This window comes from Bradyrhizobium sp. CCBAU 11357, assembly GCF_028128865.1.
Lineage (GTDB): Bacteria > Pseudomonadota > Alphaproteobacteria > Rhizobiales > Xanthobacteraceae > Bradyrhizobium.
In genome coordinates this window covers 66048-93009 of the sequence record NZ_LBJW01000014.1, presented here as the reverse complement: position 1 = coordinate 93009, position 26962 = coordinate 66048, and the positions used below count along the sequence as shown (strand labels likewise).

The following is a 26962-nucleotide window of genomic DNA, read 5'->3' as shown; positions in this document are numbered from 1 at the left end:
AACTCGCAGCTTCGTTCGTCAGCTCGCCGCGGCCGTCGTCACCGTGTCGCGCTGGCGCTTCATGACGATCTTGTTGAGCGCACCGAGATAGGCCTTGGCCGAAGCCACCAGCGTATCCGGATCCGCCGCGCGCGCCGTCATCGAACGGCCGTCCTGCGACAGCCGCACCGACACTTCCGCCTGCGCGTCGGTGCCCTCGGTGACGGCGTGGACCTGATACAGCTCGAGCTTGGCCTCGTGCGGCACCAGGCGCTTGATGCAGTTGAATACGGCATCGACCGGGCCGTTGCCCTCGGCTTCCTCGATCTTGATCTGGCCGTCGACGTCGAGCTTCATGGTCGCGCGCTGCGGACCATGGGTGCCGGCGATCACGGTCAGCGAGGTCAGCTTGATGCGGTCGTGCGAGGCCGCCATCTCCTCATCGACCAGCGCCTCGATGTCCTCGTCGTAGATGTCCTTCTTGCGGTCGGCCAGCGCCTTCATCCGCGTGAACGCATCTTCCAGCTGGTTCGGACCGAGCTTGTAGCCCATCTCCTCCAGCTTGTGCACGAAGGCGTGGCGGCCGGAATGCTTGCCGAGCACCAGCGAGGACTGCTTCAGACCAACCATCTCGGGGCGCATGATCTCGTAGGTCGAAGCGTCCTTCAGCACGCCGTCCTGGTGAATGCCGCTCTCATGCGCGAAGGCGTTCCGGCCGACGATGGCCTTGTTGTACTGGACAGGAAACGAGGTCGCCGCCGACACCACCTTGGAGGCGCGGGTCAGCTGCGTCGTGTCGATCTTGTTCCAGTACGGGAATTTGTCGTTGCGCACGTTGATCGCCATCACGATCTCTTCGAGCGCGGCGTTGCCGGCGCGCTCGCCGATGCCGTTGATGGTGCACTCGACCTGGCGCGCACCACCGGTGATGCCGGCCAGCGAGTTGGCAACTGCCATGCCGAGATCGTTATGGCAGTGCACGGAGAACACCGCCTTGTCCGAGTTCGGCACGCGCTCGATCAGCGTCTTCATGAAGTGGGTGTATTCCTCCGGCACCGTATAGCCGACAGTATCGGGGATGTTCACCGTGGTGGCGCCGGCCTTGATCACGGCCTCGACGATGCGGCACAAAAAGTCCATCTCGCTGCGAGTGCCGTCCTCGGCCGACCATTCGACGTCGTCGATCTGGTTGCGGGCGCGCGCGACCATGGCGACCGAGGTCTCGATCACCTGCTCCGGGGTCTTGTTCAGCTTCACCCGCATGTGCAGCGGCGAGGTCGCGATCACGGTGTGGACGCGGCCGCGTTTCGCGAACTTCACCGCCTCGGCGCAGCGGTCGATGTCGGCGGGATGGGCGCGCGAGAGGCCGGCGATGACCGAATTCTTGGAGCGGCGGGCAATCTCGCTGACGGCCTGGAAGTCGCCCTCCGAGGTGATGGGGAAGCCGGCCTCGATGACGTCGACGCCCATATCATCCAGAAGCTCGGCGACCTCGAGCTTCTCCTCGAAGGTCATGGTGGCGCCGGGGCACTGCTCGCCGTCGCGCAGCGTGGTGTCAAAAATGATGACGCGGTCCTTCTCGGACTTGTTCACGGTGGCCATTCCTAGATTTCCTTTTGAGCGTTTGCGCCGTTCATTCCTTGGCGCTTGAGGTGTCCGGTGATCTCGACCAACCCCTGAGCGCCCAGGCGCGTGCGCCCAGCCGGCCCTCAGGGGCAAGTAAGAAGAAGGCCGCCAATAAGGAGGGTGGGCAGCGACACGGCCGGGATCGTGGCGGCGGCCTGAGCCACCTCCCCCGAAATCCCCTCGATTTGGCCGCGAATCAGCATTGCCGGACCCGTTTGAGCCTCAAATCCTCGGGCAAAACCGTTGACGGTTGGTTGCCGGGAGGCTCGATGCGCCCGTTTCTAGACGAGAAATGGCCGCAACTGCAACGCCAAAAGATGGTCAACATACGTGACCTAATAGCTCGACCGCCGCTGCACGAGGGCCTGGCCCGCATGGAGCGACGCGCAATGCGGGAACACGGTCCTGGATTTCGCTTCCGCTTCATCCAGGCTGCAAGATTTGCGAGGGAGACGCCTACGCGGTGCCGGTGCGGCGGGCGCGCGCCCTACTCTCCCAGCGGTTCAGCATCTGGCCGAGCTCGCCGGTCGCCACCGGCGCAGCCGTGCCGGCCTTCAAGATCTCGTTGGTGTTGGCCGGCGCGTTGGCTGAGAGCCAGTCCGGCTCCGTGTACTCGCGCCAGCGGCGCGCCTCCGCCCGCCTTTTTCGAGAGACGTGGTCCCGCGTGAAATAGCCAGCAGCAAACGCGAACGAGACAAGGACAACCAGGACGACGGCTTGCACAATGAGCTCCAGCTTTATCCCCCTCGCGCCCTGCACTCCAAACGCACTCGAAGGTGACGAAATTGCGACCTGCGATCACACAGCGGTTTCAAGTCAACCCCTCGCAACCGGACGCGGACCGGACTAACCTCCGCCTCGCTTGGCCGGATCAACCGGCCGGCCGAACATAACCGGGAGGATACGATGACACGCCAGGAGGCTCCTGAGCAGGAGCAGCGTGCGCAGAATGCTGCGCTTTCACGACGAACGCTTGTCGGGGGACTGGCGCTCGGCGCCGCGGCCACGCTGGCGGGCCCCGCGCTGGCCCAGACCGGGCCTGCCGCACCGCCGACGACGATCACGACGCCGCCGCGCGATTTCGGCCCGGGCGGCGCGCCGACGACCTATTTCTGGGACCCCGACATCATCGCGGTCGATCCGTCCTTCAACGACCTCGCCCAGCCCAACACCGCGATCAAGCGTCTCTATACGGGCCTGCTCTGGGCCGAAGGCCCGGCGTGGAGCGCGCAGGGCCGCTATCTCCTATGGAGCGACATTCCCAACAACCGGCAGATGCGCTGGACCGAGGATGACGGCCGCGTCACCGTATTCCGCTCGCCCTCCAACAACTCCAACGGCAACTCCTTCGACTTCCAGGGCCGCCAGCTCTCCTGCGAGCACCTGACGCGGCGGGTGACGCGCTACGAGCATGACGGTACCGCCACCGTGCTCGCCGAGTCCTATCAGGGCAAGAAGCTGAACTCGCCGAACGACATCGCCGCACATCCCGACGGCAGCTATTGGTTCACCGATCCGCCCTATGGCGGCCAGCTCTACGAAGGCGAGCCCGACGTCGCGGGTGGTCCGAGCAATACGGGCGGCAAGCTCAATCCGCGGATCGGTCAGCCGGCCGGCTTCGTGCCGGGCAAGCGCGAGCTGCCGACCAATTGCTACCGCATCGATCCTTCCGGCCGCATCGACCTCGTCGTCACCGAGGACCAGGTGCCGGACCCGAACGGGCTCTGCTTCTCGCCCGACTACAAGAAGCTCTACGTCGCCTCGACCGGCAAGGGACCGGGTGACACCGGCGCCGGCGGCAAGGGCGAGATCTTCGTGTTCGACGTCGGCAGCGACAACAAGTTGTCGAACCTGAAGAAGTTCAGCGATTGCGTGATCGACGGCGTGAAATGCGGACCGGACGGTCTGCGCTGCGACGTCAACGGCAATCTCTGGGCCTCCAGCAATGCCGGACGCGCCGTGGGTTATAGCGGCGTGACGGTGTGGTCGCCGGAGGGCAAGCTGCTCGGGCGCATCCGCCTGCCGGAAGTCTGCGGCAACGTCTGCTTCGGCGGCCCCAAGCGCAACCGCCTGTTCATGGCCGCGAGCCAATCGCTCTACGCCGTGTACACGGCGACGCAAGGCGCCGGGCCGGGCTGAGCGACACCCTCCACGAGCGAGCGCGCCGGCGTAAAGCGCCGGCGCGGAGTCAATTTGCGTTTTGTGACGATACCACGACACGCCGATCGTCGTTTTCCGACCGCTGAGCAAATCTCCGCCATCATAGCAACGAAGATAGGTCGCGCAGCAGAACCGTGGCGCGGCGTGAAAGCATGACGCTAGCTCCAGCCGCCTCGGGCATGAAGTGGGAGTTGCGCAATGCGCCGCATGCCAAACGACACGATCATCGTCAGCGTTGGAAGCCAGGAACTCGTGACCGAGTCCGGAGACCCCGGACTTCAAATCGACGGCCATGGCGGCAACGACATCATGATCGCAACGGTCGATGACGGGCCCAGCAGCCTGCTGTTCGTCGGTGACGAGGCGGTCCTGGAGGGCAGATCGCATGGCGGCAACGACCTTCTCGTCGCGACCATCCAGGGCCGCCTGGACTATACACAGCTCGACGGGGACGCGCAGATCATGTCCGGCCAGGCCCACGGCGGCAACGACGTGCTGCATGTCGAGGCCTCGCGCGCGACCTTTGCAAGCGTCTATCTCTCGGGGGACGCCGAAATCGCCATGACCGGTGAAGCCAAGGGCGGCAATGACCTCATCACGGCAGAGATGGACGACCGATCGTATGGTGCGTTCAGCGGCGATTCCGGATCGCTCATGAGCGACAACGCCCAAGGCGGCAACGACGTCATCAGCGTGGTCCAGGCCGGCCTCTCTGGAAACGTGTCGATGTCCGGTGATGCCTTGATATCCATGATCGGCAATGCGCGCGGCGGTAGTGACATGCTGATCTATACGGCCGCTGTCGACGCACGGTCCGGCGGCGCATCGCTTCTCGGCGACGGCGGTTACATGAGCGACAATACCCGCGGCGGAGACGACGTCCTGATCGCAACCGTCGACGGCAATCCCGATTCGATCTCCATCGCGCTGGTCGGCGATGCCTCGCAGATGTCCGGCAACGCACAGGGTGGCAACGACATCCTCTACGGGAGCAATCGCGGCGATTGGCTCTATGGCGATGCGCGCACCTACGCCCCCGCCGTGGGCGGCTCGATCGCAGGCGGCCGGGACGTCCTCAACGGCGGCGGCGGCAACGATCAGATCTGGGGCGGACCGAACAACGATCTGTTCGTCTTCAACACGGTTTCGGGCGAGGACGTGATCAACGATTTCGATCAGGGCAACGCGGCTGCGGGCAGCACCGCAGCGGAGCACGACGTCATCGACCTGCAAGATTACGGCTTGGCGGGATGGAGTGCGTTGAAGAGCCTGATCGGCAACGACGGCTCCGGCAACGCCGTGATCCACCTGACGACCGATGACACGATCACGCTGAACGGAATCCACGCCGCCGATCTCAAGGCCACGGATTTCATCATCTGACGCGCGGTGAGACCGCGGCCTCGCATCGCTCCCGCCGCGATCCCCGCGGCGGGCCTTCTCTTCGTGCAGACCGCAGGCGCCACGCTGGCATGGGAGGACCTATCCTGCGATCTTGCCGTTACCTCTGTTTGGGTGAGAGGCGCGAGATGGACGATCGACCAAAGCAGACCGAAAGCCTGACGCAGGATGACGGGTTCGTCCGGGTCCGGGGGGCGCGCGAGCACAACCTTAGGAATGTCGACGTCCGCATTCCGCGCAACGTCCTCGTCGTGTTCACGGGCGTGTCGGGCTCCGGGAAATCCTCGCTCGCCTTCGGCACGATCTATGCCGAGGCGCAGCGGCGCTATCTGGAATCGGTGTCGCCCTATGCGCGGCGCCTGTTCCACCAGATGCAGATCCCCGAGGTCGACGACATCGAAGGCCTGCCGCCGGCGGTGGCGCTGCAGCAGCAGCGCGGGGCGCCGACGACGCGGTCCTCGGTCGGCAGCGTCAGCACCATCTCGAACCTGCTCCGGATGCTCTATTCCCGCGCCGGCGACTATCCGCGCGGCCAAGCGATGCTCTATGCGGAGGCGTTCTCGCCCAACACGCCGGAGGGCGCCTGCCCGACCTGCCACGGCATCGGCCGGATGCTCGACGTCACCGAGAAGTCGATGGTACCCGACGACACCAAGACGATCCGCGAGCGCGCTGTCGCGGCCTGGCCGAGTGCCTGGCAGGGCCAGAACCTCCGGGACATCCTGACGACGCTGGGCTACGACGTCGACAAGCCCTGGCGCGAATTGCCCAAGAAGGACCGCGACTGGATCCTGTTCACCGAGGAGCAGCCGACCGTTCCTGTCTATGCCGGCTACGATGCCGCTGAGGTCAAACGGGCGCTACGCCGCAAGGAGGAACCGAGCTATCAGGGCACCTTCACCGGCGCCAAGCGCTACGTGATGCAGACCTACGCCAAGTCCGAGAGCGCGATGATGAAGCGCCGCGTCGCGCAATTCATGATCACGCGGGACTGCCCGACCTGCCACGGCACAAGGCTGAAGCCCGAGGCGCTCAAGGTGAGGTTCGCAGGATTCAACATCGCCGAGATGTCGCACCTGCCGCTCAAGCAGTTGCACGAGGTGATCAAGCCATTTGCGAGAGCTTCGTCGGACAAATCGGAGAAGACGGTCGTCGCGAGGCGCATCTGCGAGGATCTGTCGGCGCGCCTCGCCGTCCTGCTCGATCTCGGCCTCGGCTATCTCGCCTGCGAACGCAGCACGCCGACGCTGTCACCGGGCGAATTGCAGCGGCTGCGTCTGGCGACGCAAGTCCGCTCCAACCTGTTCGGCGTCGTCTATGTGCTCGACGAGCCGTCGGCCGGCCTGCATCCCGCCGACACTGAGGCGCTGCGGCGCGCACTGGACCGGCTGAAAGGTGCCGGCAACTCCATCTTCGTGGTCGAGCATGAGATAGAAGTGATCAGGCACGCGGACTGGCTGGTGGATGTCGGCCCGGACGCCGGCGACGGCGGCGGGCTCATTCTCTACAGCGGGCCCCCGGCGGGGCTCGGCGCGATCGCGCAATCGCGGACCGCGCATTATCTCGCGCATCCCCGCAAGAAGCTGCCGACGGTCCGCCGCGAGCCGGAAGGACATCTGAAGCTCAGGGGCGTGACCCGCAACAATCTGCGCGGCCTCGACGTCGACATTCCGCTCGGAATCATCGCCAGCATCACCGGTGTGTCGGGCTCCGGCAAATCCAGCCTGATCAGCCAATTCCTCGTCGAGACCGTGGCCGCGCATCTCGGCCATTCGCTTGCCACCGACGCCGACGACGACAGCCTGGCGCCGACCGTCGAGACGCTGGGCGGCAAGATCGTAGCCGGCCTCGACCACGTCAACCGCCTCGTCGTCGTCGACCAGAAGCCGATCGGCCGCACGCCGCGCTCCAACCTTGCGACCTATACCGGTCTGTTCGATCACGTGCGAAAACTGTTCGCGGCGACGCCGCAGGCAAAGTCGCGCCGCTACGACGCCGGCCGCTTCTCCTTCAACGTCGCCAAGGGCCGCTGTGCGACCTGCGAGGGCGAGGGCTTCGTCTGCGTCGAGTTGTTGTTCCTGCCCAGCGTCTACGCGCCCTGCCCGACCTGCAAGGGTGCGCGCTACAACGACAAGACGCTGGAGGTGAAGATCAACGGCAAATCCATCGCGGACGTGCTGGCGATGCGCGTCGACGAGGCCTTCGAGTTCTTCGAGGGCGATTCCGCGCTGAACCGGTCGCTGTCGGTCGTGCGCGAGGTCGGGCTCGGCTATATCCGCCTCGGCCAGTCCGCGACCGAGCTGTCGGGCGGCGAAGCCCAACGCATCAAGCTCGCGACCGAGCTGATGCGTCCGCAACGCGGCCACACGCTCTATGTCCTGGACGAGCCGACCACCGGCCTTCACCCGCGCGACGTCGAGCGCCTGATCGCGCAGCTCGCACGCATCGTGGACGGCGGCAACAGCGTGATCGTGGTCGAGCATGACATGGACGTCGTGGCGCACAGCGACTGGATCATCGATCTTGGGCCTGGCGCCGGTGACGAAGGCGGCCGTGTCGTCGCATCGGGGACGCCCGAGCAGGTCGCCAAGGCCGGCGGAAAGACCGCGCCTTATCTGGCGCGGCGCCTGGCGCAATAGCGCGCGCAGCGATCGTCGGCACGGTCGCCTCGCGGTCATCTCGCAATTGCGTTCTATGCCGCGAGCGGCGGACCTCGACTTTCGCGATGTTGACTTTCCTCCGTCCCGCTCCCCATACTTCGCGACAACAACAAGATCGAACGACGGTTTTGAGGGAGGATAGGATGCCGACTTCACGCAGGCAGCTGCTGAAGACCTCGGCGGCTGCCGCCGCCGCACTCAGCCTCGATTGGACACGCGCCCAGGCACAAGCCGAGAATTTACGCATCGGCCTGGTCTACGACCTCACCGGCCCCTTCGCCGCCGGCGGCTCGGTCGCCTCGTCGATCGGGGCGCAGATCGCCATCGATCTCGTCAACGAGAAAGGCGGTGTCGGCGGCAAATACAAGGTTGCTCCGGTCGCCGCGGATTCGCAGAGCAAGCCCGACGTTGCGATCAACGAGGCCGAACGCCTGATCAATCAGGAAAAGATCGACATCCTCAACGGCGTCTATGCGAGCTCGCATGCGGTGCCGCTCGCGGCCAAGGTCGAGCAGCAGAAGAAGATTCTCTGGATCACGACCGCGGTCTCGACCGCCGTGTTCAAGGACAAGAACCTGCAATACGTGTTTCGCGCGCAGATCCATTCGGATCAATACGGCCAAGCCTTTGCAAGCTTCCTCACCGAGCATGCCAAAGCCAAGCTCGGCATGGACCCGAAGGAGGTCAAGGTCGCGTTGATCCACGAGGACGGCCCCTATGGCGTCGGCGTTGCTTCTGCCGACGAGACTTACGCCAAGGAGGCCGGAATCCAGGTCGTGCTGCGCGAGGGCTATTCGGCGTCCGCGCCCGACCTGTCGGTGCTGGTGACGAAGATCAAGCGTGCCAAGGCCGACGTGATCTCGCATGCGGGCTACAACCCCGACATCACCCTGTTCCTGCGCCAGGCGCGCGAGAGCGGATTGCGCTTCAAGATGCTGTTCGGAGCCGGCGCCGGCTACAGCCAGCTCGACAAGCTGCGCGCCACTTTCGGGGCCGACATCGACAATTTCTGCAACATCGACCCGGTGCCGGCGCAGCTGCTCGATCCCGCCAAGCTCGCGCCCGGAATGGGCGATCTGATCAAGACCATGGTCAGTCGCTACCAGGCCAAGACCGGCGCCACCGACGTGCCGCCACACTGCTCGATGGGCTTCAACCAGACCTGGGTGCTGCTCAACCACGTGCTGCCGGTCGCCAAGGAGAAGTACGGCAGCTTCGAGCCCGAGGCGATCCGGAAAGCGGCGCTCGACGTCGACATCCCCGCCGGCGGCACGATCCAGGGCTACGGCGTGAAGTTCTTCCCGCCGGGCACGCCGCTCTCCGGCCAGAACGAACGCTCGACGCCGGTCGTGATGCAGAACGCCGGCGAGCACATCTCCGTGGTGTGGCCGACGAACATTCGTACGCAGGACCCGGTATTCCCGCTGCCGAAGGGCTCTACCTACGGGGCGTGAGGGGGGTTCTTCGCCTCTCCCCGCTCGCGGGGAGAGGCCGGAATTTGCGCAGCAAATTCCGGGTGAGGGGGACTCTCCGCGAACTCCTCTGTCACCGTCCTCGCGGAGACTCCCCCTCACCCCAACCCTCTCCCCGCAAGCGGGGCGAGGGAGCGCGGGTCCCGTCGCGGCGACGATCTCCCCCTACAACACCACCCGTCTCCCCTCCTCCGCCGCCCAATATCCCGCGTAATTCACCCTGATCGTCTCATAGGCCAGCGCGAGGTCCGACAGCGGCTGGCGTCCGGCCGCGACGCATTCCATGAAGTCCTGGATCTCCTGCAAATAGCCGCGCGTCCATTCCTCCTCGAGGCAGACATATTGCCAGCCGGTTTTGCGATCGACCTTCTCGGTGATGTAGACGCTCGCGAGCTTCTCCTCGCTGGTCTGATAGCTCATCAGATGATTGTTCGGCGTGATGTTGGCGAACAGGGAGCCGCCGCTCGTATACGTCTCGATCAGATTGCGCACCCCGCCCATGATCATGTCGCCGGAGAACACGGTGGCCTTGGTGCCGTCGGAGAAGGTTGCGGTGAGCGTACCCCAATCCTCGACGTCGACGGGATTGGCCTTGATGTAGCTGCGCTCCTCCGGCTTCAGCCCGGCGGTGACGTTGCCGACGTCGCCGGTGACGCTGGCGACACGGATGCGCTCGCCGCGCGCCTTGGCTTCGACCTGCTTCAGATACAGCACGGCGGAGAGCGGATGACAGCCCATGCGGATCAGAGAGCCGCCGCCCGTCATCGCCCATTGCGCAGCATGCGCGGCGTGCGAGCCGGAATGGCTCTCCTCGCCCTTCATGAACAGGATCTTGTCCTTGGTCGCCTTGATGATCTCGGCGGTCTTGGTCACGGCCGGCGCATAGATCCAGTCCTCGGCATACATGAAGAGCTTGTCCGTGCGCTCGATCGCGGCGCGCGTCCTGTCCATCTCCTCGATCACGCGTTCATACATCAGCGCCTTCGGCACGTGCTTGCCGATCGGCTGCTGATCGCCTTCGCGGCCGAAATAGCCGGCGAACGGCTTCTCGCAGATGACATGCTTGCCGGCCTGCATGGCGGCGACGATCATCTCGGCATGAAGATTGGGCGGGGTGCAGATGTCGACGACATCGAGATCGCGGTCTGCGATCAGCTCGGCGAAGCTGCGGTAAACACGCGGGATGTTGTGATGGCGGGCGAACACGACAACCTTGTCGCCGCGGGCAGCGACCGCCGCGACCTCGACGTCAACGCCATAGACGCGCCGGAACGCATACATGTGCAGCTCCGACACGAAGCCGCAGCCGACGAGTCCCACCCTGATCCTGGCCATAGCGCCCCCTTTTGCAATGGGCGGCACTATAGCGCGCCTGGAGGCCTAATCCACCGAGACGCGCACCACGCCGGCGCTCATCATGCCGAGCGCGCGGGCGGCGGGCACCGAGAGATCGACGATGCGGCCGCGGATGAACGGGCCGCGATCATTGACGCGGCACTGGATCGTGCGTCCGCTGTAGGACACCCTGAGCACGGTGCCGAACGGGCGCGTGCGGTGGGCGCACGTCAGCTCGCCGCCTTTGCCGGCCCTTGCGTATCCGTAGTAAGAAGCAAGCCCGGTTTCAGCGTGGGCAACAGAAAAGGCAAAAAGCAAAAAGCTGGCCAGAGCTACCAATAGCGTCGTCTGCGCTTGCACGGCACCCTCCCGGTTCCCTGCCCGGCCCTGCAAACGTCGCCTTGTTCCTCAAAGTTCCAGGAACATTGCCGGGCGATGCCCGGCAATGCCATCACACTTTGTTACTGCCGGTGGAACACCAGCGTGCGGACCTCGATGCTTTCGCGGAGCGCCGCATCGGCCGGCGTGGTCGGATCGACGAACGCGGTGTGTGGCCCGAAGCGGGTGCGGCCGTCGGTTGCGGAATCGTAGCACTTCAGCAGCAGCGCCTCGTCCGGCGTCATCTCCGGGAAATAGAACCAGCGGTGGTTCGGATTGTATTTCACCGAATAGGTCTCGCCGCGGCGGTTGGGATAGATCAGGTCGGAGGCGACGAGGTCTTCCGGCGCCACCGTCGTGCCGTCGGCCATGGCGAGCGGTGAATCGCGCAAGGGGCCGCGGATCGGCCGCCACAGATTGATCACCTGCACGCGGCCCTTCAGCAGTTCCTCGGCCTCATCGGGCAGATGCTCGCGCACGCGGTTGGCACCGGAGATTGCGGTCTGGTCGACATGGACGCGCGTGGCCGGCTGGCGCGGCCCGCCGTCACGGATATCAGGCGCGCCTTCGACACGCTTGCGCACGGTGTGGTCGAAGATGAAGACGCGGTCGGCCTTCAGCGTCGCGCGCAGGAACGCTTCGACCGCTGGATAGTAAACGCTGCGGATTTCCTCGTCGTTGTAAAAATCCTTCACCTGCGTCGGGTGACGCACCAGCGCAAAGCCCTCGCGATCCAGCGAGAAATTCTGCGCGATCAGCCGCGCATCGAAGATCGGGACCTGACGCGGCTCCGGCAGCGAGGTGCTTTTCGGCTCCCCCGGCGGCGGATCGAACGCGTAAGTGCGCGGCTTGCCGTCGATTGGTGCGAGATAGTTGAGTTCGGCAGTGACGAAGGGAAGCGATTCGATTTTTGTTTCTTGCAGGCCCATGGCCGGTCTCCCGATGTGGTCGTCGGATTGATCTTTGCGCGAGTGCACCACAGCACAAGAGGTGCGGTGCAAATAGCAATGGAGCTGTTGTCGCGCGGAGAGAATGCAGAAGGAATATTTCGAAGAAGGCGATTGCGCCGGAACGTGCTCTTCCGCTTCACGGATGCTTGAGTTGCTCGTGAGCTCTTACACCCACAGTCGTCATTCCGGGGCGCCCGAAGGGCGAGCCCGGAAGCCATCGAGCCGCAATGTCTGTCGATGAATGGATTCCGGGCTCGCGACTTCGTCGCGCCCCGGAATGACGACGGAGCTGCACCGGGTCCGGGACACGAGAGCGTGCCCTTTTGCTACAACCCCGCCTTGGCGATAGCATCCGTGAACGAGCGATCGACGATCTCCGCGGCATCGAGCTTCTGCTTGATCAGTCCCCAGCGGAAATAGAGGTCGATCGTCGCCTGCTCGTCGGCGATCACGCCGTCATCGATCGGCGCGATGCGGATTTTTGCGCGCGACAGCCAGTTCTGCGGCACGGCCGTCGGGATGTTCATCAGCCTGCCCCAGGTCGCGGCGTAGCTGTCGACATTGTTCAGCGACCACGCCCGCGCCGCGGTGAGGCGGCGGATGAAGTCCGTCAGCTCGGTGCGCTTGTCCCTGATCACGTCGGGCCGCGCCACCTGGAAGCTCAGCCCTGGTGTGAGCCCTTCCGAGGTGATGATGCGCCGCGACCTGAACAGCACCTCCTCCTGGCTGACATACGGCTCCCAGGACGACCATGCATCGACCGAGCCTTGCGTGTAGGCGATCTTGGCGTCGGACGGCGCCAGGAACGCGATCTGCACGTCGCTCGCGCTCCAGCCGTTCTTCTCCAGCGCGGCGAGGATCAGCTGGTGGCCGATCGAGCCGCGACCGGTCGCGATTTTTTTGCCGCGGAGATCGGCAAAGCTCTTGATCGGCGAGTTCTCGGGCACGAGGATGGCGAGCCCCTCGCGCGTCTGCCGGATAGCCGCGATCGCCTTCACCGGCGCGCCCGAGGCGGCGGCGAAAGTGAAGGGCGCATCGCCGACGAGACCGGTCTCGATCGCGCCGGCACTGAGCGCCTCCAGCAGCGGCGCCGCCGCCGGAAATTCCTTCCACTCGATCTTGTAGGGGACGTCCTTGAGCACGCCGGCCGCTTCCATCACGGCCTGCGCATTGCCCTTCTGATCCCCGACGCGCAAGGTGGTTTGCGCGGCTGCAACTTCAAGCGAAGCGAACAGCAGCGCGCCGGCCAACATGAGGCGGATCATTCCGCGGCCTCGCCGCGAATGGCCTGGCGCTTGGCGACCAGCTCGCGTGTCAGCGGGATCAGCTCGCGGCCGTAGTCGATGGCATCGATCAGCGGATCGAAGCCGCGGATCAGGAAATGGCTGATGCCGAGATCGTAATAATCGCCGAAGACCTCCGCGACCTGCTCGGGCGTACCGACCAGCGCCGTGGTGTTGCTGTTGGCGCCGGTGAGCTTTGCGATCTCGGTCCAGAGCCGCTTGTCGATCCGGCTGCCCTGGTCGGCGAGCGCGAGCAGTCGCCGGGCGCCGGCCGTGGCATGGCCGTCGGCGGGCTTGCGATAGCCGGTCTTGTCCTGCAGCGCCGTGGCGCGCGCCAGGATCTCCTCGGCCTTCTCCCAGGCCTGCTTCTCGGTCGGCGCAATGATCGGCCGCACCGACAGGCTGAAGCGCGGCGTCGGCCGCCCCTGCCGCACCGCCGCGTTATGGACGCGCGAGGTCACGTCGCGCACCTGGGCATAGGATTCGCCCCACAGCGCAAAGGTATCGGCGTGCTTGCCGGCGACGTCGATCGCCGCATCCGAGGCGCCGCCGAAATAGACGCGGATGCCTTCGGGACGATAGGGCTTCACCTGCGAGAACGCGTTCTCGACCTGGTAATATTTGCCCCTGTAGGTGAACGGCTTGTCGCTGGTCCATTCCAGCTTGAGCACGTCAAGGAACTCGGAGGTGCGGGCATAGCGCTCGTCCTTGTCGTCGAGCGTGTTGCCGTCCTGCCGCAGTTCGGTGGCGTTGCCACCGGTGATGACATGGAGCGCGACGCGACCGCGGGAAAACTGGTCGAGCACGGCGAACTGCCGCGCCAGCAATGTCGGCGCGGTGAAGCCGGGCCGCTGCGCGATCAGCACGTTGAGGCGCTCAGTGTGGCTCAGCACGTGCTGGGCGACCTGGAGCGCGTCGGGCGACGTCGAATGGAACGCCAGCAGCGCCCGGTCGAAGCCGGCATTCTCGTGCGCCTTCGCCACCGTCTCGATGTGGGTGGGGTTGAGGACCGGCCCCTGGCGGACGACGGTTTCCGACGAATTGTTGTTGCTGATGAAGCCGATGAACTCGATCGACATGATCGTCTCCCTGTTGATTCCTAGAGGCCGAGTGCGAGGCGGCCGAGGCCGATGCGCGTGGAATCGTCCTGCGGCGTGTGCACGCGGCCGCACAGCACGTCACGATAATGCCGCTCCAGCGGATTGGCGCGGGACAGGCCGTGATTGCCGGTGAGCGACAGCGCATCCTCGACCACGGCAACGGCATTGTTGGTCACGGTGAGCTTGATGACGTTGGACTCGCTCGCGGCGAGCTGGACGCCGTCATCGAAGTCTCGGGCGAACGTGTCGATCAGCCGCGCGTTGACCGCAAGCCGCGCCTCGATCGCGCCGAGGATCTCCTGCGCGCGCGGCAAGGTCGCCAGCGGCGCGCCGAGGCTGGCAGGCACCCGCTGCTTCAGGAACGTGATCAGCCAGTCGCGCGCGGCACGCGCAACGCCGTCATAGATCGCGGCGACGAAGACGGTGTGGACGGTCGCCTGCGTGACGTCGAGCGTGCGCCAGTCCGCCGGCTTGCGCACGTCGACTTCGGCATCGAGCGGGATCACGACGTCCTCGAAGATGACGTCGTGGCTGCCGCTGGCGCGCAGGCCGTGATGGTCCCAGGTCTCGACGATGCGGGTGCCCGGCAGGCCCGCGGGCACCAGGAACTGACCGACCCGCGGCTCGGCCTCGTCGGTGCGCGCCCAGACCAGGTACCATTTCAGGATCGGCGATCCCGTCGAATAGATCTTGTGGCCGGAAAGGCGCCAGCCGGTTTCGGTGCGCCGCGCGATCGTCGCCGGCAGGCCGCCACGTGCGGGCGAGCCGAGCTCCGGCTCCACGCGCAGCGCGTTGATGAGTGCAAGGCCCTCGACGCTCTCGCGCGCGAGCCTGCGCGACAGCCGCGCCGGCCAATTCGGGCTGCGCGCCATCACGAGATGATTGATGTAATGCATCGACAGCACCAGCGCGGTCGACGGATCGGCCTTGCCGAGGATGCCGAGCACGCGCGCGGCATACCGCGCGCCGGCACCGGCGCCGCCATGGACCGCCGGCACAATCAGCGACAGCAAGCCCGCCTCCGACAGCTCGCGAAAATTCACGAAGGGGAAGCTGCCGGTGCGGTCATGCTCGGCCGCGCGCGCGGCGAAGTTCTCGGCCAGCGCCTCGGCGCGCGCGATGTAATCGGGTTCGCTATGGGCCGTGCGCCCCTTGGCTACAGAAGTCACCATGTGGCATCTAATCCCAGGAGGCCGAGAATCTGGCGGCGCAAATCCGCAAGATACGGATCGCCGCGATGGCGCGGATACGCACGGTCGACGCGGATGTCGGCCTTCACCCGCGCGGGACGCTCGCTGAACACGATGACGCGGTTGGCGAGCACCAGCGCCTCCTCCGCATCATGCGTCACCAGCAGCGTGGTAAACCCCTTGCGCTGCCATAGCGCGACGAGCTCGGCCTGCATGGTGATGCGGGTCAGCGAGTCCAGTTTTCCCAGGGGCTCGTCCAGGATCAGGATCTTGGGATCGTTGACCAGCGCCCGCGCCAGCGCGACGCGCTGCGCCATGCCGCCGGAGAGCTGGTGCGGATAGGCGTTGCGGAACGACGAAAGCCCGACGAGATCGAGCGCGTCATCGACGCGCTGGCGCTGGCTCCTAAGGATGCCCTGGGCCTCGAGGCCCAGGGCGACGTTGTCCCAGACCGACCGCCAGGGAAACAGGGTCGGATCCTGAAACACGACGACGCGCGACGGATGCGGGCTCCTGATGCGCGCCTCGTCCTCCCGCAGCCTTCCTGCCTTCGGCTTGTCGAGCCCGGCAACGAGCCGGAGCAGGGTCGACTTGCCGCAGCCGGACGGGCCGAGCAGCGCGACGAACTCGCCGGGCTCGACCGAAATCGAAACATCGCTCAGCACCGGCAACTCGGTCCCGTCGATGTCGAAGGCGTGGCTGACCTGCTCGATGTCGAGCGCGGCGCCGGCGGCTGGATGCGTAACCGCTTCGGCAAGAGCCGTGGCTACCATTTGACGGTCCCCTTCTGCCAGACCAGGAGACGATCGCGGATCGCAAACAGCAGGGTGATCGCGCCGGAGCAGAGCAGCGACATCACGATCAGCGCCGCGTACATGTTGGCGTAGGCGGCCCAGCCCTGCGCCCATTGCAGGTACCAGCCGAGCCCGGCCTTGACGCCGATCATCTCGGCAACGACGAGCACGGCAAAGGACGCGCCGAGCCCCATGAACAGGCCGACGAAGACGTGCGGCAGCGCCGCCGGAATCGCGACCTTCAGCACCAGGAATGACGGCTTTGCTCCCAGCGTGCGCGCGACGTCATAATAGGCGTTGCTGACGCTCGCGACGCCGGACCAGGTCAGCACCGTCACGGGAAACCCCGTCGCCAGCGCGATCAGGAAAGTCGAGGCGCTCCAGCTCGACGGGAAGGTGAAGAAGGCGATCGGCAGCCAGGCGGTCGCCGGCAGCGGGCCGATGAAGCGCAGCACCGGATGCACCCAATAGCCGACCGCGCGCGACCAGCCGATCGAGACGCCGGTCAAAAAGCCGATCGTGGCGCCGACCAGATAGCCGCCGAGCTGGAGCTTCACGGACGCGAACACGCTGTCGAGCAGCTTCGGCAGATCGTCGGTATAGACCTCGATGATCGCCTGCGGCGGCGGAAAGAACGGCAGCGGCAGCCAGGCGAATTTTGCCGTCGCAACCTCCCAGACCGTCAGGAACACCCCGAGCGCGACCAGCCACGGCGCGCGCTTGTGCAATGCCTGCCCCGCCGCTCCCAGATAGTCGGCCCCGACGGTGCCGAACAGCGCGATCGCCGCGATGATGAAGGCGGCAATGCCGAGCGAATGCGTGCGCGACCAGTCGCCGACATCCTGCCACCACAGGCAGGATAGCCCGAAGGCGATCCAGGCGATGCTGGCGAGAGCGCCGACGCCGGATTCCCGGATCCAGCTCGCCAGCAGCGGCGCGCGCGAGGTGCGCGGCGCGCCGGAGGCGAGGCCGTCAGACAGCGAATACGTCGACATAGATGCGCTCCGCGAATTTGGCGGTGTCGGTGCTCTGCTTGAACACCTGCACGCTCTTGAGATCGTCGGCATAGGCCTTGAGCTCGCGCTTCAGGATGTCGCCGACGGGATGATGATGGTGGGTGTGGTAGCGCACCATGCCCTCGATATCGGCCAGCGTCGCCGCCTTGGGCGCATAGGGCTGGAACGATTTCGCCGCGACCGTCGCATTCTGCGCGGTGAACATCGCCGCATCGAGCAGCGCCTGGGTGATGGCGCGCGCGACTTGAGGCTCCTCGCGCACAAGCGAGCCGCGCAGGCCGAGGATGCAGCAGCTCTTCTCGCCGTACTCCCCGTCGAGATTGGAAGCGACCTCCTTGTATTGCGTGTCCTTGAGCCAGAGATAGGCGAGCGGGTCGGACGACAGGAACGCCTGCACCTCGCCCTTCTCCACCGCGACATTGAGCAGGTTGCCGGGATAAGCGCGCCAATCAACGTCCTTGACCGGATCGATGCCGAGCTTGGCCAGCTGGATCGAGAAGAAGTTCTTGTCGGGCCCTGCGAGATCGCCGACCGCGACGATCTTGCCCTTGAGGTCGGCAAGCTTCGAGACGCCGGAATCCGTGCGCGACAGCACGCGCATGCAGCCGCCATGGGTGCCGGCGGCGATCTTGACGTCGAACCCCTGCTCCAGCGGCTTCAGCCAGCGCAGCGCCATGCCGAGACCGGCATCGCTCTTGCCCGTCGCGATGGCCTCGAGCAGCTGGTCGGTCGAACCGGAATAGTTGACGAGCTCGACGTCGAGATTGTGCTTCTGGAAGAAGCCGTGCTCGATCGCGACCGGCACCGGCGCGAGACAGACGGCGCCGGCATTCCACGACAGCTTCAGCTTGCGCGGCGCGCCGGTGAGCGCGGGCGCGTCGGAGGCCGTGCGGCACAGCGGAAACTCGGAAAGGTCGATCCCCGGCGCGATGCCGCGCGGCGCAAAAGCCTGCGCGCCCAGCGCGCCGAGCGGCGCCGCGAAGGCGGCGGCGAGCCCTGCCTGAAGCAGGTGGCGCCGGTCGAGTTTCGATCCGCTGCGCTCGTTGTCGTTGGTCATCTGCCCCTGGCTCCTGCTGGCACGGCTCCGCCGTGTGCGCAACGGGTCGCGTTGCGCATGTTCCGTGCGGAGCTGCGTTGAGAGAAAATTGTTCCGTCGGCGCTTCCCGCGCCGCGTTGATGCGATGCGCAAATCATGCGGCGCGTTCGCTGCATCGTCAATGAAATGGATTTTCGAATGTTGCGCGAAGGGAGGTCATTCTCTCCACCCGCGCATGCGGCAGCGATGAAAGGATTTTCGCGGATGCATCGGCACGCAAGGTAAACCGCGACCCCATCGGCTGCCGCAGCCCTGTGCAGCTTCGGCCGCGCACGCTGCGCATTCTCGAAAGCGACGTCCCGCTGAAACGTCATTGCCTGAAGCACGCACAATACGGTTGGCCATTTCATTGACGGCGTACCGCGCGCTCATAGACTCGAGCGTCTCGCTGCATCGTCCGCTCACGCATCGTGAGCGACGCAACAAGACGGATCCAATGAGCATCAACTCTCACGACCATTCCATCACGCGCCGGCTCGCCACATCGCTGCTCGCCGCCGCCATCATGCTATCGTCAGCTGCCGCATCGCTCGCCGCCGACACCATCGTGCTGCGCGTCGGCGACCAGAAAGGCGGCAATCGCTCGCTGCTCGAAATCTCCGGCTATGCGAAGGACCTGCCCTACAAGATCGAGTGGTCGGAATTCCCGGCGGCCGCGCCGATCCTTGAAGCGCTCAATGCCGGCGCGCTCGACGTCGGCTACACCGGCGATCTCTCGTTCCTGTCGGTCTACGCCGCCGGCGCGCCGATCAAGGCGGTCGGCGGCACGCGCTCGGAGGCGAAGACGCAGGCCATCCTGGTGCGCCAGGATTCGCCGATCAAATCGGCCGCCGACCTCAAGGGCAAGCGGCTCGCCGGCACACGCGGCGGCTGGGGCCAGTTCCTGATCGACGCGACGCTGGAGAAGGCAGCGATCAAGCTGGAGGACGCGACCTTCGCGCCGCTCGGCCCGGTCGATGCCAAGATCGCGCTGCTCGCCGGCTCGATCGACGCCTGGGCGGTGTGGGAGCCCTACGTCTCGTTCGCGAGGTTGAAGGACAAGGCCCGCGTCATCGCCGACGGCGAAGGGCTGACGCCGACCATCACCTTCATCGTCGCCTCCGACAACGCCATCGCCACCAAGCGCGCGGCGGTGCAGGATCTCGTGCAGCGCTTGAACAAGGCGCGGCTGTGGTCGCTGGACCATGTTGCCGAATACGCCAGGAACACGGCCGAATTGACCAAACTGCCGGAGGACGTGCTGCTGTCGGCCTACACCGCGCAGCGCACCAGCCCGATCGTGATCGACGAGAACGTGGTCAAGGAGGTGCAGGAAGCCTCGGACCGCTCGACGCGTTACCGCATCCTGCCGAAGAAGCTCGACGTCAGCAAAGCCGTCGACCGCAGCTTCACGGCTGCGGCCGCGGGATCGAATTAGGCGGAGGCGGTGGGATGCACCGGCTTCGCCTCAAGCCCGGCCCATTGCATCTCGCCGCGATCGTGCTCATGCATGCTGCGTGCATGAGCCTGATCGTGTGGCTCACGTTCTAGCCGTGCGGTCTCACCAATATCCGCGGTAATAGTGGCGGCGATAGACGCGGTACGGCCGGTAGTAGCCATAGCTGTAGTACGGGCGATAGGGCCGATAATATCGCGGATAGACCGGGGCGTAGCCGTAGCCGCCGTAATAGGCCGGGGCGTAACCATAGCCGTAGCCCGGATATCCGTAGCCGTAGCCGCCGTAATAGGGGCCGCCGTAGCCGTAATAGCCGTAAGGAGACCCCGCGGCGATGGCGCTGCCGATGATCGCGCCGGCCGCGAGACCGCCAAGACCCCAGCCCCATCCGCCGCCACGCCAATGCACCTGCGCGACGTTGTCGCCGGCCGCAGCCTTCATCGCCGCGACATTGGTCGGCATCGGGGCCGCATTGGCCTGCCCGATCTGGGCCGCCACGACCGCGCCGGCCAGCGAACAGGCAATTGCCGTCTTCCAGATCCTCATCGTCTTACTCCCTGTCTGTCCTTTCGCTTGGAAAAGGATCGCAGCGCCATGATCGGGCATCCTTGCGCCAAGTCAAAGCGTAGAATTTCAAAGCCTGGAGCTTGCGTGCACCGCACAAGACGCTTGCCTCCGTTCTGATCAACCCGGTGCCGGGCGACGTCGTCGCCTGTGACACCCGCACGACGGTGGTTGAGGCCCGATCGCCCGGCAAAGCATTAAGCTTCCCGTGCATTCGCAACCAACAACCACCTTCACGATTTACTATTCGTACCATTACTATCGGTTCCAAGGTGCGCGGCCGGGGAGGCTTCTGGCGAGCGCCAGAGTTGTGGGAGGATCACATGAGTGCCGCGAGACCCGAGCCGCTTGCCCGTCAAGCGCTGGCATTTGTCTTGGCCGGAGGACGCGGCAGCCGTCTGCTGGAGCTGACCGACCGCCGCGCCAAGCCGGCGGTCTACTTCGGCGGCAAGTCCCGCATCATCGATTTCGCGCTGTCGAACGCGGTGAACTCCGGCATCCGCCGCATCGCGGTGGCGACCCAATACAAGGCGCACAGCCTGATCCGGCACCTTCAGATGGGCTGGAACTTCTTCCGCCCCGAACGCAACGAGAGTTTTGACATCCTCCCCGCCAGCCAGCGCGTCTCCGAGACCATGTGGTATGTCGGCACGGCAGACGCGGTGTACCAGAACATCGACATCATCGAATCCCACGCCTGCCGCTTCATCGTGGTGCTGGCCGGGGACCACATCTACAAAATGGACTACGAGGTGATGCTGCGCCAGCATGTCGAGAGCGGCGCCGACGTCACCGTCGGCTGCCTCGAAATGCCGCGGACGGAATCCTCCGGCTTCGGCATCATGCATGTCGATGAGAACGGCTGGATTCAGGAGTTCCTGGAGAAGCCGAAAGATCCGCCGCCGATGCCGGGCAAGCCGGACGTCTCGCTCGCCAGCATGGGCATCTACGTGTTCGACGCGAAGTTCCTGTTCGACCAGCTCAAGCGCGACGCAGAGGATCCGAACTCGAACCACGATTTCGGCAAGGACATCATTCCCTACCTCGTCAAGAACGGCCGCGCGATGGCGCACCAGTACTCGACCTCCTGCGTTCGTTCCGGCAGCGACACCCGCGCCTATTGGCGCGACGTCGGCACGGTCGACGCCTATTGGGCCGCCAATATCGACCTCACCGACGTGGTGCCCGAGCTCGACCTGTTCGACCGCGCCTGGCCGATCTGGTCGTATGCGGAGATTACCCCGCCGGCGAAATTCGTCCACGACGAGGAGAGCCGGCGCGGCCAGGCGGTGAGCTCGCTGGTCTCAGGCGGCTGCATCATCTCCGGCGCCTCGCTGCGCCGCTCGCTGCTGTTCACCGGCGTGCGCATCAATTCCTACGCCAACGTCGAGAACGCCGTCATCATGCCTTACGTGAGTGTCGGCCGCGGCGCCCGCTTGAGGAACGTCGTGATCGACCGCGGCGTCGAGATCCCGGAAGGGCTCGTCGTCGGCGAGGATCCCGAGGTCGACGGAAAGCGCTTTCGCACCACCGAGCAGGGCATCTCGCTGATCACGCAGCCGATGATCGACAGGCTCAATACATGATGCCTGTTCGCGTCCTCGCGGTCGCCTCTGAAGTCTATCCCCTCGTCAAGACCGGTGGCCTCGCAGATGTCGCCGGCGCGCTGCCGGTTGCGCTGAAGACGCATGGCGTCGAGATGCGCACCTTGCTGCCGGGCTATCCCGAGGTGATGCGCCTGATCTCGGGCACGGAGGAGCTGCAGCGCTGGCCGGATTATTTCGGCGGCCCCGGACGGCTGCTGGCGGGCTCGCATGCCGGGCTCGACCTGTTCGTGCTGGACGTGCCGCATCTCTATGCACGGCCGGGCAACCCCTATGTCACAAGCGACGGCGTCGACTGGGCGGACAACGGCGTGCGCTTCGCCGCGCTGTCGCGCGTGGCGGCCGATATCGGCCTCGGCCTCGTGCCGGCCTTCGTGCCCGACGTGGTGCACGCCCACGATTGGCAGGCGGGGCTTGCGCCGGCCTATTTGCATTACGACAATCGTCCGCGGCCCGGCACCGTGATGACCATTCACAACATGGCCTATCAGGGCAAGTTCGCCCCTGAGCTGATCGGATCGATCGGCCTGCCCTGGCACGCCTTCAACGTCAACGAACTGGAATATTTTGGCGGCATCAGCTTCTTGAAGGCCGGCTTGCGACTTGCCGATCGCATCACCACGGTATCGCCGACCTACGCGAAGGAAATCCAGAGCGACGAAGGCGGCATGGGGCTCGGCGGTCTGCTCCGTGAACGATCGGACGTGCTGAGCGGCATCCTCAACGGCATCGACACCGAGGTCTGGAATCCGCAAGCCGATCCGCACATCGCCTATCGCTTCGGCGCCGAGGACCTGACGTTTCGGGCCGCCAACAAGGCGGTGCTGCAACAGCAGTTCAACCTCGATACCTCTGACGAAGCGCCGCTGCTCGGCGTCATCAGCCGGCTGTCCTGGCAGAAGGGGCTCGATCTCCTGCTGGAAGCCATCCCGACCATCCTGCGCGAAGGCATGCAGCTCGCCCTGCTCGGCAGCGGCGACCGCGATCTGCAGGATCGCTATCAGGCCGCGGCCCGCGCCAATCCCGGCCGGATCGGCGTCGTGATCGGCTATGACGAGATCCTGGCGCATCTGATCCAGGCCGGTTCGGACGCGCTGATCGTGCCGTCGCGCTTCGAGCCGTGCGGCCTGACCCAGCTCTGCGCGCTGCGCTATGGCGCGGTGCCGATCGTCTCCCGCGTCGGCGGCCTCGAAGACACCATCGTCGATATCGGGGAGGCCGACACGTCCGGCCACGATGCCACCGGCTTCAAGTTTGGCCCCGTGAAGGCGGACGCCCTCGCCGGCACGCTGCGCAAGGCCAACATTGCCTTCCACGACAAGCTGACCTGGCGCCGGCTGCAACGCAGCGGCCTTGCCACCGACGTCTCCTGGCGCAACCGGGCGGGCGAATATGCCGCGCTCTACCGCAATCTCATGGCATCCCATCGCGCCTAGCAGATGTCCGTCATCGAATCCATGCTATAGGGGCCGGCATGGAATCCCTTGCCATCAAGCTGCTCGGCTTTGCCGCTGCCACCTGCACCACTGCGGCCTATGCGCCGCAAGTCATCAAGGTCTGGAAGACCCGTTCCACCGGCGACATCTCGCTCGGCATGTTCCTGGTCCTGATGCTGGGCCTCGCGCTCTGGCTGATCTACGGCCTGCTCTCGGGTGACGCCCCGCTGGTCGCCGCGAACGCCGTCACCATGCTGCTCGCCGGCGGCATCCTGGTGATGAAGCTGCGATACGGGTGAGGCTGCGCGACGCGTAGGGCGGATCAGCCGAAGGCGTAATCCGCCACCTTTGCTGCGGCACGACGGTGGATTACGCCAGCGGACTGCGCTTCGCGCAATCCACCCTACGAGTCACCCAAACACATACGACGCCATCGCCACCTGCGCGACCTCGTCGACGAAGACGCGGCGTCCGACGTCGCATCCGGCCGCACCGGCCGCCACCATCAGCGGCAGCAGATGATCCTCGCGCGGATGCGCAAGGCGTGCGCTCGGCGCATTCTCCCAATCGACCAGCATCGCGTTGCGGCGCGCCGCATCGGGGTTGCTGATCGCCTCGTTCAGATAGGCTTCGAAATCATACGAGACGGGCTTGGACTCCGGACGGTTGAAGCCGCGCATGTTGTGATAGGTCAGCCCGCTGCCGACGATCAGGATGCCTTCGTCGCGCAAGGATGCGATCGCCTGCCCCACCTTGACGTGCTCGGCGGCGTCATAGCTGGACTTCAGCGACAGCAGCACGATCGGCATGTCGGCGTTCGGATACATCAGCCCGAGCGGAACGAACGTGCCGTGATCAAAACCCTGATCGGGATCTTCGCGGCAATCGAGGCCGGCATGCGTGAGCAGAGCCTTCACTTGCGCGGCAAGCTCGGGCTTGCCCGGCGCGGGATATTTGAGTTGGTAGGTATGCTCGGGGAAACCGTAATAGTCGTAGACCATCGGCGGGTGCGGCGAGGTCGACACAGTGAACGCGTCGGCTTCCCAGTGACCGGTGATGACCAGCACGGCCTTCGGCCTCTCGGGCAGAAGCTGCGGCAAGTTCGCGAACGCCTCGGCGGTCTTGGCATATTGCACCCGCCTGTCCTCCATGAAAGGCCAGGGGCCGCCGCCATGCGACAGGAACAGGGTCGGAAATCGCGTCATCGGGCTCGTCTCGTTGACAACAGGCGCGTGCTTACGGTCCGCACGATTGGCGGTGAGCATAGGCAAAGCAGCATGGTTAGCAAGTCGTTAACGATTTGCCGCCCAGAATCCCCGGCGGGGCCGAAGCAGTCGGCTTGAAGACAAGTGAGACGTGCGATGAGGAAGTTTGCGCTGGGGGACGTCGTCAACAGTGATAAGGGCCGCCGCGGTGTCGTCCGCGCCGCCTTCAAGTCGCGGGATGGCCTGCAATTCTATGCCGTCGAGAAGGACGGCGCGATAGATTACCTGGAGGAAGACCGGCTCAGCCCGGCGCCGCGCGTCGAGCTCGCGGCTTAAATCCGATCATCTCCTGCCCTCATTTGCCAGCCGGTCGAGACGCTCCGCGATCGGATCGTCGCCGCTCGCGATGCCGTCGTTCGTGATCAGCAGCAGGCGATCGCCGCCCGCCGCGTCCCAGCGCGGCAGGACGGGACCATTGAGGTCAGGGCCATTGGGATCGCCGCTTCTGGCGAAATTGATCCAGTAGGCGCGCAAGCGGCTTGCGACCTCGCGGTCGCGCCGCGACAGGATGCCCGCACCGGGCACGCCTTCCGCGCCGAAGATGAACTGCAGCTCGCGCCCGTGGCCGGCGTCCGGATTGGCGCGGCGCGCTTCCGGCATATAGGCGAAGCGGTAACGAAAGGTCGGCGCGCCGCTTGCCGCGTGCAGGCGGGCCAGCAGCCGCACCGGCTCGGAGAAGACCTTGTCGGTGTAGACTTTTGCCGCGAGATCCGACGGTCTGGTGAGATCGGGATAGAGCTTGCGCAATTCCTCGCTACTCGTGCCCGGCGCAAGCTCCTCCTTGATCGCGGTCTCGTTCTGCGAGCCGGTCTCGTCGTCGTTCGAGCCGATGATCAAGGGAATGCGGCTTTGGCGTCCGGCCGCAAAACCTGCGGCGAGGTCCTCGGTCAGGAGACGTCCATCCATCATCGGTGCAAAGCTGCGCGGTGATTTCTCAAGCAATTGCTGTTCGGCAGCCAGCAGGCGCCGCGGCTCGACTGCGTGCAGATCCGTCTTCGGCCCGAGCGCGGCCACGAAGAGCCGGCCGATCGCCTCGGCCTCTTCTGCCGAACCCAGCCGCGCGCGGCCTGGCACCGATTGCAGAATGGCCTTGTGAAAGAGATCGCGCGCTGGCGCCGACAGCATCAGCAGCGCGATCGATGTCGCCCCTGCATCGCTGCCAAACAGGGTGACGTTGCCCGGATCACCGCCGAAGGCCGCGATGTTGTCGTGCACCCAATGCAGCGCGGCGACCTGGTCCATCAGGCCGAAATTTCCGGAGCCGGCGTCCGACAGCGCGGGATACGTGAGCCAGCCGAGCGCGCCGAGGCGATAATTCACGGTGACGACAATGAGGCCCGCCTGCGCCAGCTTGGCGCCATCGAACAGCGGATCGTTCGCGGTCCCCGTGGCGAACGCGCCGCCATGGATGAACACCATGACCGGCAATGGGCCATCGACCCCGAAAGGACGGAACACGTTCAGCGTCAGGCAATCTTCGCTCGCCGCCGGCAAGGCCGGCTGAAGGCACGGCGCGCCGTAGTCGTAGGCGGTGCGCATCTCCGAGCTTTCGGTCGTCGGCTGCGGCGGTTGCCAGCGCAGCGCCCCGACCGGCGGCGCCGCGTAAGCCAGCCCCCTGAACGAGGCCACCTCGCCCTCCACCGCGCCGAGCATCTGCCCTTCCCGCGTCAGCGCGAATGGAAATTGTCCGACCGACTGGGCGACGGCCGCGCCGAGGCCACACAGGACTGCGATAGCCGCAACGAATGCAAGCAGGGCCCGCATCTTCGAAACGATCTCGATGAAGGATTCCGGCAGGTTATGTCCGGAGCCGTCGGCGAGGCAAGCCTCGCGCCTGCGCCTAACCGCCTTTGCCGATCAGCTCCGAGAGCGCGCGGCGCGCGACGATGCCGAGCTCGCCCAGCGTGGAGTGGCCGGATTGCGCCGCCTCGATCAGGCGCTCGGCGATGAACCTGCGGCTGTCGTGATCGCCGCCATGCGGCAGTTGCCGGCATGTCTGCTCGAGAACGACGTCCATGTTCGCTTTGGTTCGCTCACTCAACTCTGTCATGACGCCCGGGCGGTACGCGTGGCTTGTAAGCGCAAGCATACACAGAAGGATGATGGCTGATTACCCCGGGCTATCACGGCCATTGTGCATCGCGGTGCGTGTGGTGCCGCAACATTCGCGCGGTCACGAAGCCGCCGCAAACGACCACCCTAAGATTGCACTTGCTCT

The 26962-nt window shown here is 65.5% G+C and carries 24 protein-coding genes; 9 read left to right on the top strand and 15 right to left on the bottom strand.

The annotated features are described in order from the left end of the window. Window positions 1–18: 18 nt before the first annotated feature. Both XI05_RS02640 and XI05_RS02635 read right to left on the bottom strand, forming a co-directional pair. The gene (locus XI05_RS02640; RefSeq protein ID WP_271498415.1) at window positions 19–1581 is read right to left on the bottom strand and encodes a 2-isopropylmalate synthase; all 1563 of its coding nucleotides are present in this window, start codon (window positions 1579–1581) and stop codon (window positions 19–21) included. A 480-nt stretch (window positions 1582–2061) separates the two neighbouring features. After that, a complete protein-coding gene (locus tag XI05_RS02635) occupies window positions 2062–2331 on the bottom strand; it encodes a hypothetical protein (protein WP_271498433.1) in 270 nt (89 codons plus the stop codon). A gap of 180 nt (window positions 2332–2511) precedes the next feature. Here XI05_RS02635 and XI05_RS02630 point away from each other — a divergent pair, with 180 nt between their 5' ends. The 4 genes from XI05_RS02630 to XI05_RS02615 all read left to right on the top strand — a co-directional run bounded on the left by XI05_RS02630 (window position 2512) and on the right by XI05_RS02615 (window position 9280). After that, on the top strand, window positions 2512–3744 hold the full coding sequence (locus XI05_RS02630) for an SMP-30/gluconolactonase/LRE family protein (RefSeq protein WP_271498414.1): 1233 nt from the start codon (window positions 2512–2514) through the stop codon (window positions 3742–3744). A gap of 219 nt (window positions 3745–3963) precedes the next feature. Next, window positions 3964–5148 (top strand): hypothetical protein, encoded by a 1185-nt coding sequence (locus tag XI05_RS02625; protein WP_271498413.1) that lies wholly within the window; start codon window positions 3964–3966, stop codon window positions 5146–5148. Window positions 5149–5294: 146 nt separating this feature from the next. Then, on the top strand, window positions 5295–7805 hold the full coding sequence (uvrA, locus tag XI05_RS02620) for an excinuclease ABC subunit UvrA (RefSeq protein ID WP_271498412.1): 2511 nt from the start codon (window positions 5295–5297) through the stop codon (window positions 7803–7805). Between the two features lie 164 nt (window positions 7806–7969). After that, a complete protein-coding gene (locus XI05_RS02615; RefSeq protein ID WP_271498411.1) occupies window positions 7970–9280 on the top strand; it encodes an ABC transporter substrate-binding protein in 1311 nt (436 codons plus the stop codon). A 183-nt stretch (window positions 9281–9463) separates the two neighbouring features. Here the strand turns inward: XI05_RS02615 and XI05_RS02610 are convergent, their stop codons facing one another. The 9 genes from XI05_RS02610 to XI05_RS02570 form a co-directional block, all read right to left on the bottom strand. Next, on the bottom strand, window positions 9464–10633 hold the full coding sequence (locus tag XI05_RS02610) for a Gfo/Idh/MocA family protein (RefSeq protein WP_271498410.1): 1170 nt from the start codon (window positions 10631–10633) through the stop codon (window positions 9464–9466). 45 nt (window positions 10634–10678) lie between these two features. Next, window positions 10679–10993 (bottom strand): septal ring lytic transglycosylase RlpA family protein, encoded by a 315-nt coding sequence (locus tag XI05_RS02605; RefSeq protein ID WP_271498409.1) that lies wholly within the window; start codon window positions 10991–10993, stop codon window positions 10679–10681. Between the two features lie 101 nt (window positions 10994–11094). Then, a complete protein-coding gene (locus XI05_RS02600; protein ID WP_271498408.1) occupies window positions 11095–11940 on the bottom strand; it encodes a CmcJ/NvfI family oxidoreductase in 846 nt (281 codons plus the stop codon). A gap of 347 nt (window positions 11941–12287) precedes the next feature. Beyond that, a complete protein-coding gene (locus tag XI05_RS02595) occupies window positions 12288–13226 on the bottom strand; it encodes an ABC transporter substrate-binding protein (protein ID WP_271498407.1) in 939 nt (312 codons plus the stop codon). Further along, entirely contained in the window at window positions 13223–14323 is a 1101-nt protein-coding gene (locus tag XI05_RS02590; protein WP_271498406.1) for an LLM class flavin-dependent oxidoreductase, read from the bottom strand. Before XI05_RS02590 ends, XI05_RS02595 begins: the two co-directional genes overlap by 4 nt. A 20-nt stretch (window positions 14324–14343) precedes the next feature. Beyond that, window positions 14344–15516 carry an acyl-CoA dehydrogenase family protein gene (locus XI05_RS02585; RefSeq protein WP_271498405.1) on the bottom strand — a complete coding sequence of 391 codons (1173 nt, stop codon included), beginning with the start codon at window positions 15514–15516 and terminating at the stop codon, window positions 14344–14346. Then, the gene (locus XI05_RS02580) at window positions 15510–16307 is read right to left on the bottom strand and encodes an ABC transporter ATP-binding protein (RefSeq protein WP_271498404.1); all 798 of its coding nucleotides are present in this window, start codon (window positions 16305–16307) and stop codon (window positions 15510–15512) included. Before XI05_RS02580 ends, XI05_RS02585 begins: the two co-directional genes overlap by 7 nt. Beyond that, window positions 16301–17323: an ABC transporter permease gene (locus XI05_RS02575; protein WP_271498403.1), complete on the bottom strand. Its 1023-nt coding sequence runs from the start codon at window positions 17321–17323 to the stop codon at window positions 16301–16303. The genes XI05_RS02580 and XI05_RS02575 overlap by 7 nt, the downstream gene beginning before the upstream one ends. Further along, the gene (locus tag XI05_RS02570) at window positions 17301–18401 is read right to left on the bottom strand and encodes an ABC transporter substrate-binding protein (RefSeq protein WP_271498402.1); all 1101 of its coding nucleotides are present in this window, start codon (window positions 18399–18401) and stop codon (window positions 17301–17303) included. The genes XI05_RS02575 and XI05_RS02570 overlap by 23 nt, the downstream gene beginning before the upstream one ends. A gap of 475 nt (window positions 18402–18876) precedes the next feature. Between XI05_RS02570 and XI05_RS02565 the strand changes: the two genes are divergently transcribed. Continuing rightward, window positions 18877–19857, top strand: a complete 981-nt coding sequence (locus tag XI05_RS02565; protein ID WP_271498401.1) for an ABC transporter substrate-binding protein — start codon at window positions 18877–18879, stop codon at window positions 19855–19857. Window positions 19858–19980: 123 nt separating this feature from the next. Here the strand turns inward: XI05_RS02565 and XI05_RS02560 are convergent, their stop codons facing one another. Continuing rightward, window positions 19981–20421: a hypothetical protein gene (locus tag XI05_RS02560; RefSeq protein WP_271498400.1), complete on the bottom strand. Its 441-nt coding sequence runs from the start codon at window positions 20419–20421 to the stop codon at window positions 19981–19983. 341 nt (window positions 20422–20762) lie between these two features. Between XI05_RS02560 and glgC the strand changes: the two genes are divergently transcribed. Genes glgC through XI05_RS02545 form a run of 3 tightly spaced genes read left to right on the top strand, consistent with a single transcriptional unit; the run spans window position 20763 to window position 23778 of the window. Beyond that, the gene (glgC, locus tag XI05_RS02555) at window positions 20763–22025 is read left to right on the top strand and encodes a glucose-1-phosphate adenylyltransferase (protein WP_271498399.1); all 1263 of its coding nucleotides are present in this window, start codon (window positions 20763–20765) and stop codon (window positions 22023–22025) included. After that, a complete protein-coding gene (glgA, locus tag XI05_RS02550; protein WP_271498398.1) occupies window positions 22022–23479 on the top strand; it encodes a glycogen synthase GlgA in 1458 nt (485 codons plus the stop codon). Before glgC ends, glgA begins: the two co-directional genes overlap by 4 nt. A gap of 38 nt (window positions 23480–23517) precedes the next feature. Beyond that, entirely contained in the window at window positions 23518–23778 is a 261-nt protein-coding gene (locus XI05_RS02545) for a SemiSWEET transporter (RefSeq protein WP_271498397.1), read from the top strand. Window positions 23779–23889: 111 nt separating this feature from the next. Here XI05_RS02545 and XI05_RS02540 read toward each other — a convergent pair whose 3' ends face one another. Next, complete coding sequence (locus XI05_RS02540) at window positions 23890–24684, bottom strand: DODA-type extradiol aromatic ring-opening family dioxygenase (RefSeq protein WP_271498396.1); 795 nt, start codon at window positions 24682–24684, stop codon at window positions 23890–23892. Window positions 24685–24840: 156 nt separating this feature from the next. On the opposite strand from XI05_RS02540, the gene XI05_RS02535 reads away from it, so the two are divergent. Then, on the top strand, window positions 24841–25020 hold the full coding sequence (locus XI05_RS02535) for a hypothetical protein (RefSeq protein ID WP_172787402.1): 180 nt from the start codon (window positions 24841–24843) through the stop codon (window positions 25018–25020). Window positions 25021–25026: 6 nt separating this feature from the next. Here the strand turns inward: XI05_RS02535 and XI05_RS02530 are convergent, their stop codons facing one another. Both XI05_RS02530 and XI05_RS02525 read right to left on the bottom strand, forming a co-directional pair. Continuing rightward, a complete protein-coding gene (locus XI05_RS02530; RefSeq protein WP_271498395.1) occupies window positions 25027–26508 on the bottom strand; it encodes a carboxylesterase/lipase family protein in 1482 nt (493 codons plus the stop codon). 76 nt (window positions 26509–26584) lie between these two features. Further along, window positions 26585–26833 (bottom strand): hypothetical protein, encoded by a 249-nt coding sequence (locus XI05_RS02525; RefSeq protein WP_333939811.1) that lies wholly within the window; start codon window positions 26831–26833, stop codon window positions 26585–26587. Window positions 26834–26962: the final 129 nt, after the last annotated feature.

Bases quoted from the DNA above. Each gene is read 5' to 3' on its own strand.
- XI05_RS02640 (WP_271498415.1), bottom strand. From the start codon at position 1,581: ATGGCCACCGTGAACAAGTCCGAGAAGGACCGCGTCATCATTTTTGAC.
- XI05_RS02630 (WP_271498414.1), top strand. From the start codon at position 2,512: ATGACACGCCAGGAGGCTCCTGAGCAGGAGCAGCGTGCGCAGAATGCT.
- XI05_RS02625 (WP_271498413.1), top strand. From the start codon at position 3,964: ATGCGCCGCATGCCAAACGACACGATCATCGTCAGCGTTGGAAGCCAG.
- uvrA (WP_271498412.1), top strand. From the start codon at position 5,295: ATGGACGATCGACCAAAGCAGACCGAAAGCCTGACGCAGGATGACGGG.
- XI05_RS02615 (WP_271498411.1), top strand. From the start codon at position 7,970: ATGCCGACTTCACGCAGGCAGCTGCTGAAGACCTCGGCGGCTGCCGCC.
- XI05_RS02610 (WP_271498410.1), bottom strand. From the start codon at position 10,633: ATGGCCAGGATCAGGGTGGGACTCGTCGGCTGCGGCTTCGTGTCGGAG.
- XI05_RS02600 (WP_271498408.1), bottom strand. From the start codon at position 11,940: ATGGGCCTGCAAGAAACAAAAATCGAATCGCTTCCCTTCGTCACTGCC.
- XI05_RS02595 (WP_271498407.1), bottom strand. From the start codon at position 13,226: ATGATCCGCCTCATGTTGGCCGGCGCGCTGCTGTTCGCTTCGCTTGAA.
- XI05_RS02590 (WP_271498406.1), bottom strand. From the start codon at position 14,323: ATGTCGATCGAGTTCATCGGCTTCATCAGCAACAACAATTCGTCGGAA.
- XI05_RS02585 (WP_271498405.1), bottom strand. From the start codon at position 15,516: ATGGTGACTTCTGTAGCCAAGGGGCGCACGGCCCATAGCGAACCCGAT.
- XI05_RS02580 (WP_271498404.1), bottom strand. From the start codon at position 16,307: ATGGTAGCCACGGCTCTTGCCGAAGCGGTTACGCATCCAGCCGCCGGC.
- XI05_RS02575 (WP_271498403.1), bottom strand. From the start codon at position 17,323: ATGTCGACGTATTCGCTGTCTGACGGCCTCGCCTCCGGCGCGCCGCGC.
- XI05_RS02570 (WP_271498402.1), bottom strand. From the start codon at position 18,401: ATGACCAACGACAACGAGCGCAGCGGATCGAAACTCGACCGGCGCCAC.
- XI05_RS02565 (WP_271498401.1), top strand. From the start codon at position 18,877: ATGAGCATCAACTCTCACGACCATTCCATCACGCGCCGGCTCGCCACA.
- XI05_RS02560 (WP_271498400.1), bottom strand. From the start codon at position 20,421: ATGAGGATCTGGAAGACGGCAATTGCCTGTTCGCTGGCCGGCGCGGTC.
- glgC (WP_271498399.1), top strand. From the start codon at position 20,763: ATGAGTGCCGCGAGACCCGAGCCGCTTGCCCGTCAAGCGCTGGCATTT.
- glgA (WP_271498398.1), top strand. From the start codon at position 22,022: ATGATGCCTGTTCGCGTCCTCGCGGTCGCCTCTGAAGTCTATCCCCTC.
- XI05_RS02545 (WP_271498397.1), top strand. From the start codon at position 23,518: ATGGAATCCCTTGCCATCAAGCTGCTCGGCTTTGCCGCTGCCACCTGC.
- XI05_RS02540 (WP_271498396.1), bottom strand. From the start codon at position 24,684: ATGACGCGATTTCCGACCCTGTTCCTGTCGCATGGCGGCGGCCCCTGG.
- XI05_RS02535 (WP_172787402.1), top strand. From the start codon at position 24,841: ATGAGGAAGTTTGCGCTGGGGGACGTCGTCAACAGTGATAAGGGCCGC.
- XI05_RS02530 (WP_271498395.1), bottom strand. From the start codon at position 26,508: ATGCGGGCCCTGCTTGCATTCGTTGCGGCTATCGCAGTCCTGTGTGGC.
- XI05_RS02525 (WP_333939811.1), bottom strand. From the start codon at position 26,833: ATGCTTGCGCTTACAAGCCACGCGTACCGCCCGGGCGTCATGACAGAG.